Below are 16,668 nucleotides of genomic sequence, written 5' to 3'. Positions count from 1 at the left end.
TCAGGGATAGAATGCAATCCAATGTTCCGAGCGGCGAGGCTGCGGATCGCCTGGAAGTCAGGCTGGCCGCGACTCCTGAGGAAATCGCGGCGGCCCAGGCCCTGCGTTTTCGCGTCTTTTATGACGAGATGGGAGCCAAGCCCACCGACGCCATGCGGGCCCGCGGCATCGATTTCGACGAATTCGACGCCATCAGCGACCATCTGCTGGTCATCGACCGCGGCAAGGGCAGCGGTCCCGATGGCGTGGTCGGCACCTACCGCCTGATCCGCCGCAAGGTGGGCGAGGCCTTTGGCCGTTTCTACACCGCCGGTGAATACGACATCTCCAATATCCTGGCCAATGGCGGCAACTTCATGGAGCTGGGGCGGTCCTGCGTCGACGCCGACCATCGCACCGGCGCCACCATGAAGAAGCTGTGGGACGGCATCGCCGCCTATGTCTTCGACCACGACATTGAACTGATGTTCGGCTGCGCCAGCCTGCCGGGCACCGATCCGGCCGCCCTGGCCGTCCATCTCGGCTATCTGCACCATTACCATCTGGCGCCGGAATCCCTGCGCCCCCGGGCGCTGCCCTCGCTTTACGTCGACATGAACCTGACGTCCAAGGACAGCCTCAACCCGCGGCGCGCCTTGGCCGAGCTGCCGCCGCTGATCAAGGGCTATCTGCGCCTGGGTGGTTTCGTCGGCGACGGCGCGGTGATCGACCACCAGTTCAACACCACCGATATCTGCGTCATGGTCAAGACCGACCTGATCACCGCCAAATATCGCGCCCATTACGACCGCACCGCCCGTGACCCCGCCGCCGAGGACGGCCTCAGCCCATGATTTCCCCCCTGTTGGGCGGCCTGCGGTTTTCCGCCTTCGTCGTCTGGACCCTGCTGGCGCTGGTGCCATTCCTGGTGATCCGCCCCATTCGCCGTGATCTGGCGGCATCCTATGTCCGTGGCTATTGGAAAGTGGTCACCCGCCTGATCGGCTATACCGTCATATCGCGCGGCGCCCCGCTGGAAGGGCAAGGCCCGGTGCTGTTCATTCCCAACCATTCCAGCTATCTCGACATCATCGTGCTGGGCAGCCTGCTGAAGGCCTTCTTCGTGGCCAAGGCCGAGGTGTCGGGCTGGCCGGGCTTCGGCTTCCTGGCCCGCATTTCCCGCACCGTGTTCATCGAGCGCCGCCCCGGCGCCACGGCGCGCGAGCGCGACAATGTCCGCACCCGCCTGGATGCGGGGGATTCCCTGGTTCTGTTCGCGGAAGGGACCAGCAATGACGGCAACCGGGTGCTGCCGTTCAAGAGCTCGTTCCTGGCGGTGGCCGAGGGCGAGGTGACGCCACCCGGCGGCCAACCCAGGCCGGTGATGGTGCAGCCGGTCTCCATCGCCTATACCCGCCTCGACGGCTTCCCCATGAGCCGGGCGCTGCGTCCCTTCGTCGCCTGGTATGGCGACATGACCCTGGCGCCCCATCTGATCGGCGCCCTGGGCCTGGGCCGCATCACGGTGGAAGTGGAATTCCACGCCCCGGTGACCCTGGCCGAACTGGGATCGCGCAAGGAACTGGCCATCCACTGCCACAAAACCGTGGCCCACGGCGTTACCAGGCTGCTGGCCGGGCGCTGAACCCGCCCGGCTACTGCGCCGCCTCGGCGGCCAGCGCCGGGTCTTCCAGGGCCTTGAGCAGGCTGGCCTTGATCTGGTCCAGCTTGCGGCCATGCTCGATCTTATGGCCGAACACGTCCTTGACATAGAACACGTCCACCACCCGCTCGCCATAGGTGGAGATGTGGGCCGAACTGATCTGCAGCCCCAGGCTGGTCATGGCATTGGTGATGTCGTAGAGCAATCCGGGACGGTCGCGGCCATTGACCTCGATGACGGTATGGGAGCGTGACGGCTTGTTGTCCAGCAGGGCGCGGGGCGGCACCTTGAAGACATGGGCGCGCGACGGCAGCTTGCCCTTGCGCGCCGCCAGTTCCCGGTCCAGGCGCAGGCGGCCGGACAGCACCTGCTCGATGCAGGCCGACAGCTTGGCCAGCTTGGCCGGAGAGTCAAAGGCGCCACCATCGGAATCCTGGATGCAGAAGGTATCCAGCGCCATGCCATTGGCCAGGGTAATGATCTTGGCGTCGACGATATTGGCGCCCGACACCGCCATGGCGCCCGCGATCTGCGAGAACAGGCCGGGATGGTCGCCGGTATAGACGGTGATCTCAGTCACGGCGCGCAGGCTGTCGACCCGGGGCTCCACCGTCAGCGGCGCGCGCACCGCCTCGGCCTCCCGCACCAGCCGGGCATGACGCAAATGGATCGGCGTGTCGAAGGTGGTCCAGTAGCTGGGATAGCCACGTCCCTGATGGGCCTCGATCTCCTCGGCCGACCAGCCCAGCCGCTCCAGCTCGGCCCGCAGCCGGGCCTGGGAGGCCTTGACCCGGGTGGAATGGGCGACGCTGGCCAGGCCGCCGGTCATGACGTCCAGCGCCCGCTGGTAAAGCTCGCGCAGCAGACCGGCCTTCCAGGCGTTCCACACCGTCGGCCCCACCGCGCGGATATCGGCCACGGTCAGGCACAGCAGCAGCTTGAGGCGTTCCGGCGACTGCACCAGGGCGACGAAATCCTGGATGGTCTTGGGATCGTCGATATCGCGCTTGAAGGCGATACGGGTCATGGACAGGTGTTCGCGTACCAGCCAGGCGCTGGTCTCGGTCTCTTCCTCGGTCAAGCCTAAGCGCGGCCCCAGCTTCATCACCACCTCGGCCCCCAGGGTGGAATGGTCGCCGCTGCGCCCCTTGGCGATGTCGTGCATGAACACCGCCACGTACAGGGCGCGCCGCGACACCAGCTGATTGATCACCTCGCTGCTGGCGGGGGCTTCGGCCTTCAACTCGCCCGCCTCCAGCGAATGCAGCACGCCCAGCGCCTGCACCGTGTGCTCGTCCACGGTGAAGACGTGGTACATGTCGTATTGCATCTGCGCCACCACCCGGCCGAAATCGGGGATGAAGCGGCCCAGCACCCCGGCCTCGTTCATATGGCGCAACGCCACTTCCGGATTCTTGCGCGAGGTCAGCATATCGACGAACAGGCGGTTGGCCTCGGGATTGCTCCGCACCGTCCCGTCGATGCGCTTCAGCGAGCGATGCACCCGGTCCAGGGCTCGGGGGTGGATGTCGACCTCGTGTTCCAGGGCGGTATGGAACAGCCGGATCATGGCCACCGGATCGGTCTCGAACTGGTCGTCGGCGGTAACGTCCAGGCGGCCGCCGTCCAGCACGAAGCCCGCCACATTGGTGGGCTTGGCCGCGAACAGGCGGCTGAGCTGGAGACGGCGCGGCTTGCGCTTGTGCTGCTCCTCGGCCAGGGCGCAGAACAGCCGCGTCAGGTCGCCGACCTCCTTGGCGATCAGGAAATAGTGCTTCATGAAGCGCTCGACGCCCCGCGCGCAGGGCCGGTCGGCATAGCGCATGCGCACCGCCATTTCCGGCTGCACGTCGAAGGTCAGGCGATCCTCGGGCCGGTCGGTGAGATAGTGCAGGTGGCAGCGGACCGTCCACAGGAAGGCCTGGGCCTTGATGAAGCGCCGAACCGCCGGGCGCGAGATGATGCCGGCATCGGCCAACTGACCGATATCCGAGACCCGGTACATATACTTGGCGATCCAGTACAGCGTGTGCAGGTCGCGCAAGCCCCCCTTGCCCTCCTTGACATTGGGCTCCAGCACATAGCGGGAATCACCCATCTGGGAGTGGCGGGAATCGCGCTCGGCCAGCTTGGATTCCACGAATTCCACGGCCGTATTGGCCATGATCTCGTTGACGTAGCGGCTCCACAGCTCGTTGAACAGGCCCTGGTCGCCCCACAGCCAGCGCATCTCCAGCAGCGCCGTGCGGATGGTCAGGTCGCCCTTGGCGTTCCTGATGCAATCCTCGGCCGAGCGGGTGGAATGCCCCACCTTCAGCCCCATGTCCCACAGCATGTAGAGGATGTATTCCACCACCTGCTCGTGATAGGGCACCCGCTTGTAGGGCAGCAGGAACAGCAGGTCGATATCGGAATGGGGCGACAGCTCGCCCCGGCCATAGCCGCCCACCGCCACCAGGCTCAGCGCCTCGCCCGAGGTGCGCACGCCCTGGGGAAACTCATGCTCGGCAGCGAAGTCGTGGACCAGACGCACGATCTGGTCGATCAGGAAACAGTTCTCGCGCACCGTCCGCGCGCCCTCGCCGCAGGCCTCGAAGCGGCGGCGGACCTCGGCCCGGCCCTGGGTCAGCACATCCTTGAACAGCGCCAGGATTTTCTGGCGGCGCTTGTTCTTGGGCTGGTCCTCGGCCGCCAGTTCCCCCAGGCGCGCGATGATCGCTCGGCGGTCGATGATGGCGCGTTGATCGATGATCTTGGTCATGGCGGCAAACACACGCGGCAGGAAGGAATGGGGAGGCGATTATAGGGGGCGCCCGGCAAGGCGAGCCAGATCAATTCGACACGCTTTCAAGCAACCCCGTCCGGCGCTTAAAAAAACGGCATTTAGAACTCCACCCCTTTCTGGGCCTTGATGCCGTCCTTGAACGGATGCTTCACCATGGTCATCTCGGTCACCAGATCGGCGGCCTCGATCACGGCGGGCTGGGCGTTGCGGCCGGTCAGCACCACATGCTGGCCCTCGGGCCGCGCGGCCACCGCCGCCAGCACCGTGCCCAGCGACAGGTATTCGTAGCGCAGCGCCACATTCAGCTCGTCCAGGATCACCATGCCATAGGACGGATCGGACAGCAGATCCGAGGCCAGCTCCCAGGCCCTGGCGGCGGCCTCCATGTCGCGGGCCCGGTCCTGGGTTTCCCAGGTGAAGCCCTCGCCCATGGCGCGGAAGGTGACCAGATCGCCGAACCCTTCCATCACCCGGCGCTCGGCGGTATCCCAGGCCCCCTTGATGAACTGGATGATGCCCACCTTCATGCCGTGGCCGACACAGCGCATCGCCATGCCGAAGGCGGCGGTGGACTTGCCCTTGCCCGCGCCGGTATGGACGATCACCAGGCCCTTGGCGCCGGTCTTCCTGGCCATCAGCCTGTCGCGCGACGCCTTCTTCTTGGCCATCTTCTCGCGGTGTCGCAGATCGGAATCCTCGGTCATGGGGCGCCTTTGTCTGGATTGCGTTCGGTCGATCTCTAATATGGGGCCGCGGTGAGGCTTCCGCCACGACACAAAAGCTTCATTCTTTTTGCGTTGCGTCGCCGGGCCCCACCGCTATAACCGGGAGCCGGAGCCGAAGGAATAGACAATGTCCGACCCCAAGATGACCGCGCGCAGCCTGGCCGTCCACTATGGCGACAAGCTGGCCTTGAAGGAGGTCGACCTGGACATCGCCGCCAATCAGGTCACCGCCCTGATCGGCCCGTCAGGTTGTGGCAAGTCGACCTTCCTGCGCTGCCTCAACCGCATGAACGACACCATCGACACCTGCCGGGTGTCTGGTCAGGTCACCTTGGATGACGAGCCGGTCTACGGCCCCGACGGCATCGATCCGGTGCTGCTGCGCGCCCGGGTCGGCATGGTGTTCCAGCGCCCCAATCCCTTCCCCAAATCCATCTATGACAATGTGGCCTTCGGGCCGCGCCTGCACGGCCTGGTGGCCGAGGGCGACGAGATGGATGCCGTGATCCAGCGCAGCCTGGAACGCGCCGGCCTGTGGGCCGAGGTCCATGACCGGCTGGCCGAACGCGGCACCGGCCTGTCGGGCGGCCAGCAGCAACGCCTATGCATCGCGCGCGCCATCGCGGTGGAGCCCGAGGTGATCCTGATGGATGAGCCATGCTCGGCGCTGGATCCCATCGCCACCGCCAAGGTGGAGGAACTGATCGACGAGTTGAGGGATTCCTTCACCATCGTGATCGTGACACACTCCATGCAGCAGGCGGCCCGCGTGTCGCAGTTCACCGCCTTTTTCCACCTGGGCAAGATCATCGAGGTGGGCGCGACCGAGCAGATTTTCACCGCGCCCGCCAATGACCTGACCCAGGGCTACATCACCGGCCGATTCGGCTGAGCCCCCGGGAGCGTCGCGCCATGCCGCATATCGTGAAATCCTACGACATCGAGCTGGGCAGGCTGGAAGACGGCATCGCCCGCATGGGAGGCCTGGCCGAATCGCAGTTGGCCAGCGCCCTCGACGCGCTTGAATCCCGCGACAGCGAACTGGCCGGTCGGATCATGCGATCGGACGCCGAAGTCGATTCCTGCGAGGCCTTCGTCAACGAACAGACCATCAAGGTGCTGGCGCTGCGCGCCCCCGTCGCCGACGACCTGCGCACCGTGGTCGGCGCCCTGAAGATCGCGGGCGAGATCGAACGCATCGCCGATCTTGCCGCCAATGCCGCCAAGCGTTCGCTGGTGCTGAACCAGTTGCCGCCGGTGGCGCCCATGCGTTCGCTGGTCCGCCTCGGCCGCCTGGCGCTGGCCATGGTCAAGGAAGTGCTGGACGCCTATCTCGGCCATGATGCCGAACGCGCCCTGGCGCTCCGGGACCGCGACCAGGAACTGGACGACGTCTATTCCGCCCTGTTCCGCGAAATCCTGACCTATATGATGGAAGATCCCAGGACCATCACGCCCTGCACCCATCTGATGTTCATCGCCAAGAATTTCGAACGCATCGGCGACCACGCCACCAATGTGGCCGAGCTGACCCATTTCCGCGTCACCGGCAAGGCGGTCACCGAGCAGCGGACCAAGAAGGACGTCTCGTCCTTCATCGGCGCGGAACCGCCCACGGACTGACGGCCCCTCCTACCAGATCTTGGTGGACAGCCAGTAGAACAGGGCGGCGATGGAGCCCGACGCCGGGATGGTGATTACCCAGGCGATGACGATATTGGCCGCGATGTTCCAGCGCACCGCCGACAATTTGCGCGCCGCGCCGACACCGACGATGGCGCCGGTGATGGTATGGGTGGTGGACACCGGAATACCCAGCCAGGTGGCGCCGAACAGGGTGATGGCACCACCGGTTTCGGCGCAGAAGCCTTGAACCGGCTTCAGGTCGGTGATCTTCGAGCCCATGGTCTTGACGATGCGCCAGCCGCCGAACATGGTGCCCAGGCCCATGGCCAACTGGCAGGTGATGGCGACCCAGAACGGCACATGGAAGGTCGGTCCGATCATCCCCTGGCTGAACAGCAGCACGGCGATGATGCCCATGGTCTTCTGGGCGTCGTTGCCGCCATGGCCCAGGGAATACATGGCCGCCGAGAAGAACTGCAGCACCCGGAAGCGCTTGTCCACGGCGAAGGGCGTGGTGCGGCGGCAGATCCATGACACCGACAGGATCAGCAGCATGGCCAGGATCAGGCCGATCATGGGCGACATGACGATGGCCGAGCCGGTCTTCATGAATCCGGCGGGAACCAGGGCGTCGAAGCCGCCCTTGGCCAGTCCGGCTCCGGCGATGCCGCCGATCAGGGCATGGGAACTGGACGAGGGAATCCCCATCAGCCAAGTGATGACATTCCAGGCGATGGCCCCCATCAGGGCACCGAAAATGACATTGGTATCGACGTAGCTGGGGGCGACGATACCGGTTCCCACCGTCTTGGCCACGCTGGTGGTGAAGAACAGGATGGCGATGGTGTTGAAGAAGGCCGCCCACAACACCGCGTATTTGGGCGACAGCACCCGGGTGGACACCACGGTGGCGATGGAATTGGCGGCGTCGTGCAATCCGTTGAGGAAATCGAAGATCAGCGCGACGATGACCAGCGCCACGATGATGGGCAGGGCGACGGAACCGTCCATGGCATCCGCCTCCTAGACCTGCTCGATGACGATGGTCTCGATGACGTTGGCCACGTCGTCAAAGCGATCGGACACCTTTTCCAGCCGCTGATAAATCTCTTTCAGGGTGATCAGGCGGACGGGGTCCTTCTCGTTGGCGAACAGGATTCGCAGACCCTCGTGCTGGCGCTTATCGGCGGCGCTTTCCTGGCGGCCGATATCGTCGCACAGCTTGTTGATGGCTTCGGCGTTCTTAGTGACCTCGTGCAGCAGCGGAATGGCCTCGCACAGCAGGCGGGCGCACTCGACAATGCCGGTGGCCAGCGCCTGCATGTCGGGGGTGAAGGACTTGACGCCGTAAAGGTCGACCCGCTGGGCCACATCCTCGATGCCGTCGACGGTATCGTCCATGGTGGTGATCAGGCTGTGAATCTGGTCACGGTCGAAGGGGGTGATGAAGCTGCGATGCAGGGCCTGCAGGGTCTGGCGGGTCAAGGCATCGGCCTCGCCCTCATAGGCGCAGATCTGCTTGAAATGCAGCGCCATGTCGGCGCCATCGGCCATCATCAGTTCCAGTTCCTTGGCGGCGGCATGCACCTTGGCGGCATGCTGGACAAACAGGTCCACGAACCTCTCCTCCTTGGGCATCAAGGAGCGGAACAGGCGGAAAAACATCGGAAAACCCCTGGCAGTTTCGCTGCACCCGATCACGGGTGCGCATTCCATACCATAGATGACAAATTTGTTACATGACGGAGTTGCCCCCAGCCCTCAACCGGCACGCAGTCCGGCCATGACCTCAAGCGTTGGCGCGCGTTCTATCGCGCCTTGCGGCGGTACAGGAAGAAGGTGGGATGCTTGCTGGCCAGGCATTTCTGCTCGTAGCGGGTGACCGGCCAATCGGCGGGCAGCAACGAGCGGTCGGTGGTGGCTACCACCTTCTCGAAATCCGGATGGGCTTCCAGGTGGCGCCCGGCCCACTCCACATAGACCGGATCGTCGCTGGCGACCCGCAATTGGCCGCCATCGGCCATCAGCCGCGCCAGATGGTCCAGGGTTTCCGGACCGATAATGCGGCGTTCGGCATGCCGGGTCTTGGGCCAGGGATCGGGAAACAGCACGAAGACGCGGCCCAGCGCGGCGTCGGGCAGGGCCGGGAACAGCAGTCTTATATCCTCGGGGAACAGCCGGATGGTCTCGATGCCACGGGCCTGGATATGGGCCAGCATGGCGGCGACGCCGTTCCTGAACACCTCGGCGCCGATCATGCCGATGCCGGGATGGGTTTCGGCAAGTTCGGCGAGATGCTCGCCATTGCCGAACCCGACCTCCAGCCAGACCTCGGAGACCGGGCCGGGGAACAGCAGGGCGGGGTCGATGCGGTCATCGGGGCCGGGCACGCCGATGGCCAGACGTGGCAACAACCCGTCGATCAGGCCAAGCGCGTTGCGTCGCAGCGTCTTGCCCCGCCTGCGGCCGAAAAAGCGCGGCCGCAAGGCGGCCGCGCTCGACGGATCGTCCGTGTCGCTCATGGCGGCTCAGAAAGCCTTCTTGAGCTGCTCCACCAGGTCGGTCTTCTCCCACGAGAAGCCGCCATCGGCGTCCGGGCTGCGGCCGAAATGGCCGTAGGCGGCGGTACGGGCGTAGATGGGCTTGTTGAGGCCCAGATGGGTGCGGATGCCGCGCGGCGACAGGTCGACCAGCTGCTGCAGCACCACGGCCAGCTTGTCCTCGTCCACCGTGCAGGTGCCCGAAGTGTCCACATAGACCGACAGCGGCTTGGAGACGCCGATGGCGTAGGACAGCTGGATCACGCACTTTTCGGCCAGACCGGCGGCGACCACGTTCTTGGCGAGGTAGCGGGCGGCATAGGCGGCCGAGCGGTCGACCTTGGTCGGGTCCTTGCCCGAGAAGGCGCCGCCGCCATGGGGAGCCGCGCCACCATAGGTGTCGACGATGATCTTGCGGCCGGTGAGGCCGGTATCGCCGTCGGGACCGCCGATGACGAAGCGGCCGGTCGGGTTGACGTAGAACTGATCGTCGGCCGGCATCCAGCCCTCGGGCAGCACGTTCTTCACATGCGGACGGACGATTTCCTTGATGTCGGCCTGCGACAGGCCATCCACATGCTGGTGCGACACCACCACCGAGGTGGCGCGGACCGGCTTGCCGTCACGGTATTCCAGGGTGACCTGGCTCTTGGAGTCGGGCAGCAGCTGCGGCGCGGCGCCGGAATGACGGGCCTCGGCCAGGCTCTTCAGGATTTCGTGGGAGTAGTAGATGGGAGCCGGCATCAGCACCGGGGTCTCGTTGCAGGCATAGCCGAACATGATGCCCTGGTCGCCCGCGCCCTCGTCCTTGTCACCGGCGGCGTCGACGCCCTGGGCGATGTCGGCCGACTGGGCATGGAGATGGTTCAGCACGGTGGCGTTCTTCCAGTGGAAGCCATCCTGCTCGTAGCCGATTTCCTTGACCGCGTGACGGGCCAGTTCCTCGACCAGCGCGGCATTCACCGAAGCGGGACCGCGCACTTCGCCGGCCAGGACGATCAGGTTGGTGGTCACCAGGGTTTCGCAGGCCACGCGGGCAAAGGGATCGGCACCCAGGAACGCATCGACGACGGCATCGGAAATCCGGTCGGCGACCTTGTCGGGATGGCCTTCGGACACGGATTCACTGGTGAACAGGAAATTCTTTTTGGACACGGGCAAGCCCTCCTAGATCCAATCAAATTGGGACCTGGGGCATCAGAAGCTCGAAATGCCATCGTGATGCACCCACTTAGCCGGTTTAACGTGGCGGCAAGCGGTCAAAATCTCCACGGGAAGTGGCTTGATCCACCTCCGGACGGTTCTTCTGACAGGGGTCGGGCGCCCTCGTCAAGACGAATCGCCGAGCCCCGTCAAAACATCGGAAAAGTAGGGTTATTTCTTGGTTTCCGGCACCGCCGCCAGGGCCTTGGCCAGCTCGTAGACCCGCTTCCTGACCTGGGGATCGGGGATGGAATAATAGGCTCGGACCAGTTCCAGGGTCTCGCGCCGGGCCAAGGGGTCCGCCTCGAAGGCGGCAGGGTCCTCCGCCAGCCCCGAAGCGCCATGGGCAATGGCCAGCGGGCTCATGTCGCGAACCTCGTCGGACATGTCGTCATAGAAGAAGGATACCGGCACGTCGAGCACGCGGGCCAGATCGAACAGACGCGAGGCCCCGATACGGTTGGCGCCGCGCTCGTATTTCTGCACCTGCTGGAAGGTCAGGCCGATGGCCTCGCCCAGTTTTTCCTGGCTGAGTCCCATCAGGGTCCGGCGCAGACGCACCCGCGCCCCCACATGAACATCCACCGGATTGGGCTGGCCCGATGGCATCCGTCCCCGGCGCATCGATCCCTTGGCACGGGTCGGCTTGGCTGTGGCGGGCGGGCTTGAAGCGGGCTTGCTGGCAGGCATGCGCATATCCTAAAAGTCGGCTATCGCATGATAACGATGACCGATAGTTGCGCCAAACCATACCGCCACGTTTGTATACAAGTCAACACGTGATAAGGGTGTCCCTCCCAATGAGGGACCCCTCATAGAGTCCAAATGGGAAGCGGGCTATCCACGGGTCCGGCGGACCGCGCCCAGATGCAGGCAGACCAGCATCAGGATGAACACCGCCGCATTGCCAAACCGGGCATAGGGCGGCGGATCGATGGATTTGGGCAGGGGCGCGTCGACCACCCCCTTGGCGCCCAGCGGCAGCCGGGCGATCTCGCGGCCATAGCCGTCGAACACCGCCGAGATGCCGGTATTGGCGGCACGCGCCAGCGGCAGACCTTCCTCGATGGCGCGCATGCGCCCGGCGGCCAGATGCTGGAAGGGACCGGCGGAATAGCCGAACCAGCCGTCATTGGTCATGGCCACCAGCCAACGCGGCCGCTCGCCCTTGGGATCGACCACCTCGCCGGGAAAGATAGCCTCGTAGCAGATCAGAGGGCTGAACGGCGGCAGGCCCGGCACCGTCAGGGTGCGCGGCCCCGGCCCGGCCGAGAAATCGGTGCCGCCATGGGTGATCTTGGCGATGGGCAGGATGGCGCGCAACGGCACGTATTCGCCGAAGGGAACCAGATGGGCCTTGTCGTAGACACCGACGATCTCGGCGGCCGGAGTCACGGCGAACAGGCTGTTCCAGATTTGCAGGGGCTCGACGCCGCGCGGCGTGATGCGCGGCGCCCCGGTCAGCAGCAGCCCGCCCGGCGGTGCCGCCTCGGCGGCCATGGCGCGGTGGGGGCCGTCGAGGTCGAGAAAATAGGAGGCGGCGGTCTCGGACCAGATCACCGTGGTGATGGTCTCGAATCCGGGCGAGCGGCTCAGCGCCACATGCTCGCGCAGATGGGCCTCGCGCAGGTCGTCCTTCCACTTGTTGCCCTGGGGGGTATTGGCCTGGACCAGGCGCAACCGGATCCCCGGCTCCATGGTGTCGGGCGCGGCCAGATCGGGCGCCCCGGCGAGACGGACGGTCCCGCCGATCCAGCCCGCCAGCGGCAGACCGACCACCAACGCGACCACGCCAAGCTGGGCCCTGCGCGACAGCGGCGCGCTCAGCAAGGCGGGCGCCATGGCGGCCACGGCGGTCAGCAGCGACAGCCCCCAGACTCCGGCGACGGCGCCGAATTGCAGCACCGGCAGCGACACATCCCAGACCGATCCCAACGGGTTCCAGGGAAAGCCGGTCAGCACCCAGGATTTCAGCCACTCCGCCAGGGTCCAGGCCACCGCCAGCCCCAGGATGCGGCCGGGGCCGGAAAAGCGCAGCAGCCGCACGCTCAAGGTGGCGGCGCCGACAAAGGCGGCCACCAGCCCCGACAGGCCGAACACCGCGAAGGGGATCATCCAGCCGAAGCGCAGCGGGTCCACCAGCAAGGCGTTGCTGATCCAGTAATAGCCCACGGTGAACCAGCCCATGGCCCACCACCAGCCGACCCCGAAGGCGGCCTTGCGGTTGGGCGCGGCGTCGAACATCCAGACCAGGGCGGGAAACGCCACCAGCAAGGTCGGCAGGGCATGCACCGGCGGCAGGGCCATGGCAGCCAGGGCGCCCAGCAGGAACAGCACCAGACGGCGGCGCCATCCGGTCAGGGACTGGAGGCGGTGGGCGATTCGCTGTACCAGGGTCATGCCTGTTCGATCTCGCTTTCGGCGGAAGTGCTGATGCGGCGGACCCGCACCCGCTTGACCCGGCGCGGATCGGCGTCCAGGACCTCGAATTCCAGCCCGGCGGAATGGGTGATCAATTCACCACGCGACGGCACCCGCCCGGCGACGAAGAACACCAGACCGCCCAGGGTCTCGACCTCTTCCCGCTCCTCCTCGGTCAGGACGTCGCCCATCTTCTCCTCGAAATCGGCGATGGGTGTACGGGCGTCGGCCTCGATGACGCCGCCGTCCAGATCCACCATGTCGGGCTCCTCGTCGGCATCGTGCTCGTCCTCGATCTCGCCGACGATCTGTTCCACCAGATCCTCGATGGTGACCAGCCCGTCGATGCCGCCGTATTCGTCCACCACCAGCGCCAGATGGGCCCGCTTCAGACGCATGTCCAGCAGCAGATCGGTCACCCGCATGCTGGGGGCGGCGAACTGCACCCGGCGCACCATGCGCGGCAGGTTGAACGGCTTGCCCTCGCCGAGGACCGCCAGCAGGTCCTTGATGTGAACCATGCCGATGACATCATCCAGGGTGCGGCGGTAGACCGGCAGGCGGGAATGGCCGCATTCGATGAACAGCTTGATCAGGTCGTTGAGCGGAGTGCGGGCCTCCACCGCCACGATATCGGCGCGGGGAACCCCCACATCGGCGGCGGTGACATCGCGCAGATGCAGGATATTACCCAGCAACTGGCGTTCATGGTCATTGATGGGGATCTCGGCATCGTCGCGATCCTCGATCAGTTCTTCCAACGCTTCGCGCACGGTCTCGCCGCCCCGCGGGCGGCGTCCCAATCGCAGCCAGCCACGCACGGCCTTGATCAGGGACTCGTCGGATTTCTTCGTGGCCGCCCCGCTGTCGCGAGGCGGGCTACTGCCACCCGGGTCGTTCATGGCCCTTCGTCTTCCTCTTCATCTCCGTAGGGATCGGCAATGCCCAGCGACGCCAGCAAGGCGGATTCCAGCGCCTCCATCTCGATGGCTTCTTCCTCGTCCTCGTGGTCGAAGCCCAGCAGGTGCAACACGCCATGGATCACCAGATGGCTGAAATGATCCTCGAGGCTCTTGCCCTGGTCGCTGGCCTCGGCGGCGCAGGTCTCGAAAGCCAGGATGACATCGCCCAACAGCAGCGGCGCGCCTTCGACCAGCGGCGCGTCCTCCTCATCCAGGGCCGCGAAGGACAGCACGTTGGTGGGGGCATCCTTGCCGCGCCAGCCCTTGTTCAGCGCCCGCACCGCCTCGTCGTCGGCCAGGACGATGGACAATTCCACCACGCCGTCGGGCAGGTCCACCGCTTCCAGCGCGGTGGCGGCCAGACGGCCGCAACGGGCCTCGGCGTCGGGCAGGCGGGCCTGCCACTGGGGACTGTCCAGACGGACATCAATGTCGATGGTGGTGGTCACGGCGAGGGCTTTTCCTTTCGCGTCCGCTCCACTTTATCGTAAGCGCGAACGATGCGTGTGACCAGATCGTGACGAACCACGTCCTTGTCGGTGAAGCGGATGAAGCGCACGCCTTGCATGCCGTCCAGGATTTCCATGGCGTCGCTCAGCCCCGAGCGCACCCCGGGCGGCAGGTCCACCTGGCTGGGATCGCCGGTCACCGCCATGCGGGAATGCTCACCCATGCGGGTCAGGAACATCTTCATCTGCATGGTGGTGGTGTTCTGGGCCTCGTCCAGGATGATGAAGGAATTGGCCAGGGTGCGGCCGCGCATGAAGGCCAGCGGCGCCACCTCGATCTCGCCCGCCAGCAGCTTCTTGGCCACCTGATCGCCGGGCAGCATGTCGTAGAGCGCGTCATACAAGGGCCGCAGATAGGGATCGACCTTGTCCTTGAGGTCGCCGGGCAGGAAGCCCAGGCGCTCGCCCGCCTCCACCGCCGGACGCGACAAGATGATGCGGTCCACCTCGCCCGCCACCATCATGGCCACCGCCTGGGCCACCGCCAGATAGGTCTTGCCGGTTCCGGCCGGTCCCAGGCCGAAGGTCAGGTCGGCCTGATCCAGCGCCCGGATATACTCGGCCTGCATGGGAGTACGGGCGGCGATATGGCGCTTGCGGGTGCGGATGACCGGCGGCCCGCCGCCCGCCTCGGGGCCATCGGGCTCTCCCACCATGCGCAGCGCCGCGTCCACGTCGGCGGTCTCGATATGGCCCTGGCGCCGCGCCAGGTCGTAGAGCCGATCCAGCACCGAGGCCGCCTCGTCCACCAGATCGGGGGTGCCGGAGATGCTCACGGTATTGCCGCGCGCGTCCAGCGCCACCCCCAGCCGGGCCTCGATGCGGTCGAGATTGGCGTTATGGGGACCGAACAGCACCTGGGCCAGGGCGTTGTCCTGGAATTCGCGCAGCCGGGACTGGCCAGCCTCGCTCACGTCGGCACCGCCTCGAGCGAATTGGGATGAAGCGCGGTGATGCGCAAATTGACCACCGAGCCGATGAGATGGGCCGCCGCCTTCACATGCACCGGCTGCATATAGGGCGAGCGCCCCACCAACTGCCCGGCATGGCGGCCGGGACGGTCCAGCAGCACCCGCATCTCGCGCCCGACACAGGCGCGGTTGAAGTCCTCGGTCTGGGCCAGCAGCAGGGCCTGCAACTCGGCGAGGCGCTCCTCCTTCACCTTCTCCGGCACCTGATTGGGCATCAGAGCGGCGGGGGTGCCGGGACGCGGACTGTACTTGAAGGAATAGGTCTGCACGAAGCCCACCCGGCGCACGATGTCCAGGGTCTCGGCGAAATCGGCGTCGGTTTCGCCGGGAAAGCCGGTAATGAAATCCGACGACAGCGCCAGATCGGGTCGGGCCGTTTTCAGCCGCTCGGCGAGGCGGAGATAGACGTCGCGGTCGTGGCCCCGGTTCATGGCGGCAAGAATACGGTCGGACCCCGATTGCAGCGGCAGATGCAGGAAGGGCATCAGTTGCGGCAGATCGGCATGGGCGGCGATCAGGTCGTCATCCATGTCGCGGGGATGCGAGGTGGTGTAGCGCAGCCGCTCCAGCCCCTCGACCTCGGCCAGGGCGCGCAGCAAGCGCCCCAGGCTCCAACCGTCGTCGCTCCGCCAGCCGTTGACGTTCTGGCCCAAAAGCGTGATCTCACGCACGCCCTGGGCGGCCAGGGCGCGGGCCTCGGCCAGCACGGCGCTGGCGGGCCGGGAATACTCGGCACCGCGGGTATAGGGCACCACGCAGAAAGTGCAGAACTTGTCGCAGCCTTCCTGCACCGAGAGGAAGGCGCTGCTGCCCTCGGCCCGCGCCTCGGGCAGGAAATCGAATTTGGGTTCGGCCGGAAATTCGGTGTCCAGCACCGCGCCCCCGGCCCGGGCGGCCTGGGCCACCATCTCGGGCAGGCGGTGATAGGTCTGCGGCCCCAGCACGATATCGACGAAGGGCGCGCGGCGCAGGATTTCCTCGCCCTCGGCCTGGGCGACACAGCCCGCCACCGCCAGCACCATGCGCCCACCGGCCTGGGCCTTGGCGGCCTGCAGCTTCTTCAGGCGGCCCAGTTCCGAGAACACCTTCTCGGCCGCCTTCTCGCGGATATGGCAGGTATTGAGGATGACCATGTCGGCGTCCTCGGGCCCATCGGCCGAGGCATAGCCCAGCGGTGCCAGGACATCCGCCATGCGGGCGGAGTCATAGACGTTCATCTGGCAGCCGTAGGTTTTGACGAAGAGTCTTTTTGCCAAGGTCGTTCGCGGGCGGAGAATCCGCTCC

General features: G+C 65.9%; 16 protein-coding genes. 4 read left to right on the top strand and 12 right to left on the bottom strand.

Translation table 11 applies throughout. From position 1 onward, the window contains the following. Positions 1-11: 11 nt before the first annotated feature. Together A6A04_RS01760 and A6A04_RS01755 are read left to right on the top strand one after the other, a co-directional pair. A complete protein-coding gene (locus A6A04_RS01760) occupies positions 12-833 on the top strand; it encodes a GNAT family N-acetyltransferase (protein WP_068489536.1) in 822 nt (273 codons plus the stop codon). After that, positions 830-1,624: a lysophospholipid acyltransferase family protein gene (locus A6A04_RS01755; protein ID WP_068489535.1), complete on the top strand. Its 795-nt coding sequence runs from the start codon at positions 830-832 to the stop codon at positions 1,622-1,624. Before A6A04_RS01760 ends, A6A04_RS01755 begins: the two co-directional genes overlap by 4 nt. Positions 1,625-1,634: 10 nt before the next feature. Here the strand turns inward: A6A04_RS01755 and A6A04_RS01750 are convergent, their stop codons facing one another. Together A6A04_RS01750 and cobO are read right to left on the bottom strand one after the other, a co-directional pair. Further along, positions 1,635-4,403: a [protein-PII] uridylyltransferase gene (locus A6A04_RS01750; RefSeq protein ID WP_068489621.1), complete on the bottom strand. Its 2,769-nt coding sequence runs from the start codon at positions 4,401-4,403 to the stop codon at positions 1,635-1,637. Between the two features lie 122 nt (positions 4,404-4,525). Further along, on the bottom strand, positions 4,526-5,131 hold the full coding sequence (gene cobO, locus A6A04_RS01745) for a cob(I)yrinic acid a,c-diamide adenosyltransferase (protein WP_068489534.1): 606 nt from the start codon (positions 5,129-5,131) through the stop codon (positions 4,526-4,528). 148 nt (positions 5,132-5,279) lie between these two features. Between cobO and pstB the strand changes: the two genes are divergently transcribed. Together pstB and phoU are read left to right on the top strand one after the other, a co-directional pair. Then, a complete protein-coding gene (pstB, locus tag A6A04_RS01740; protein ID WP_068489533.1) occupies positions 5,280-6,044 on the top strand; it encodes a phosphate ABC transporter ATP-binding protein PstB in 765 nt (254 codons plus the stop codon). 20 nt (positions 6,045-6,064) lie between these two features. Then, positions 6,065-6,775 carry a phosphate signaling complex protein PhoU gene (phoU, locus tag A6A04_RS01735; protein WP_068489532.1) on the top strand — a complete coding sequence of 237 codons (711 nt, stop codon included), beginning with the start codon at positions 6,065-6,067 and terminating at the stop codon, positions 6,773-6,775. A gap of 9 nt (positions 6,776-6,784) precedes the next feature. Here phoU and A6A04_RS01730 read toward each other — a convergent pair whose 3' ends face one another. From A6A04_RS01730 to miaB, 10 genes are all read right to left on the bottom strand, one after another. After that, positions 6,785-7,789 carry an inorganic phosphate transporter gene (locus tag A6A04_RS01730; RefSeq protein WP_068489531.1) on the bottom strand — a complete coding sequence of 335 codons (1,005 nt, stop codon included), beginning with the start codon at positions 7,787-7,789 and terminating at the stop codon, positions 6,785-6,787. Positions 7,790-7,801: 12 nt separating this feature from the next. Then, positions 7,802-8,416 carry a DUF47 domain-containing protein gene (locus A6A04_RS01725; RefSeq protein ID WP_281196634.1) on the bottom strand — a complete coding sequence of 205 codons (615 nt, stop codon included), beginning with the start codon at positions 8,414-8,416 and terminating at the stop codon, positions 7,802-7,804. 170 nt (positions 8,417-8,586) lie between these two features. Beyond that, the gene (gene trmB, locus A6A04_RS01720) at positions 8,587-9,300 is read right to left on the bottom strand and encodes a tRNA (guanosine(46)-N7)-methyltransferase TrmB (RefSeq protein WP_068489529.1); all 714 of its coding nucleotides are present in this window, start codon (positions 9,298-9,300) and stop codon (positions 8,587-8,589) included. Positions 9,301-9,306: 6 nt separating this feature from the next. Next, a complete protein-coding gene (metK, locus tag A6A04_RS01715; RefSeq protein ID WP_068489528.1) occupies positions 9,307-10,473 on the bottom strand; it encodes a methionine adenosyltransferase in 1,167 nt (388 codons plus the stop codon). A gap of 219 nt (positions 10,474-10,692) precedes the next feature. After that, positions 10,693-11,211, bottom strand: coding sequence for a helix-turn-helix domain-containing protein (locus A6A04_RS01710; protein WP_407670235.1), 519 nt, complete (start codon positions 11,209-11,211; stop codon positions 10,693-10,695). A 147-nt stretch (positions 11,212-11,358) separates the two neighbouring features. Continuing rightward, the gene (gene lnt / locus A6A04_RS01705; protein WP_068489526.1) at positions 11,359-12,921 is read right to left on the bottom strand and encodes an apolipoprotein N-acyltransferase; all 1,563 of its coding nucleotides are present in this window, start codon (positions 12,919-12,921) and stop codon (positions 11,359-11,361) included. Then, on the bottom strand, positions 12,918-13,844 hold the full coding sequence (locus A6A04_RS01700; RefSeq protein WP_068489525.1) for a hemolysin family protein: 927 nt from the start codon (positions 13,842-13,844) through the stop codon (positions 12,918-12,920). Before A6A04_RS01700 ends, lnt begins: the two co-directional genes overlap by 4 nt. After that, positions 13,841-14,353, bottom strand: a complete 513-nt coding sequence (gene ybeY / locus A6A04_RS01695) for an rRNA maturation RNase YbeY (RefSeq protein WP_068489524.1) — start codon at positions 14,351-14,353, stop codon at positions 13,841-13,843. The genes A6A04_RS01700 and ybeY overlap by 4 nt, the downstream gene beginning before the upstream one ends. Continuing rightward, positions 14,350-15,327, bottom strand: coding sequence for a PhoH family protein (locus tag A6A04_RS01690; protein WP_068489523.1), 978 nt, complete (start codon positions 15,325-15,327; stop codon positions 14,350-14,352). The genes ybeY and A6A04_RS01690 overlap by 4 nt, the downstream gene beginning before the upstream one ends. Beyond that, on the bottom strand, positions 15,324-16,640 hold the full coding sequence (miaB, locus tag A6A04_RS01685; protein WP_068489522.1) for a tRNA (N6-isopentenyl adenosine(37)-C2)-methylthiotransferase MiaB: 1,317 nt from the start codon (positions 16,638-16,640) through the stop codon (positions 15,324-15,326). Before miaB ends, A6A04_RS01690 begins: the two co-directional genes overlap by 4 nt. Positions 16,641-16,668: the final 28 nt, after the last annotated feature.

The organism is Paramagnetospirillum marisnigri (assembly GCF_001650715.1).
GTDB classification, from domain to species: domain Bacteria; phylum Pseudomonadota; class Alphaproteobacteria; order Rhodospirillales; family Magnetospirillaceae; genus Phaeospirillum; species Phaeospirillum marisnigri.
This window is presented reverse-complemented; position numbering and strand designations above follow the sequence as displayed.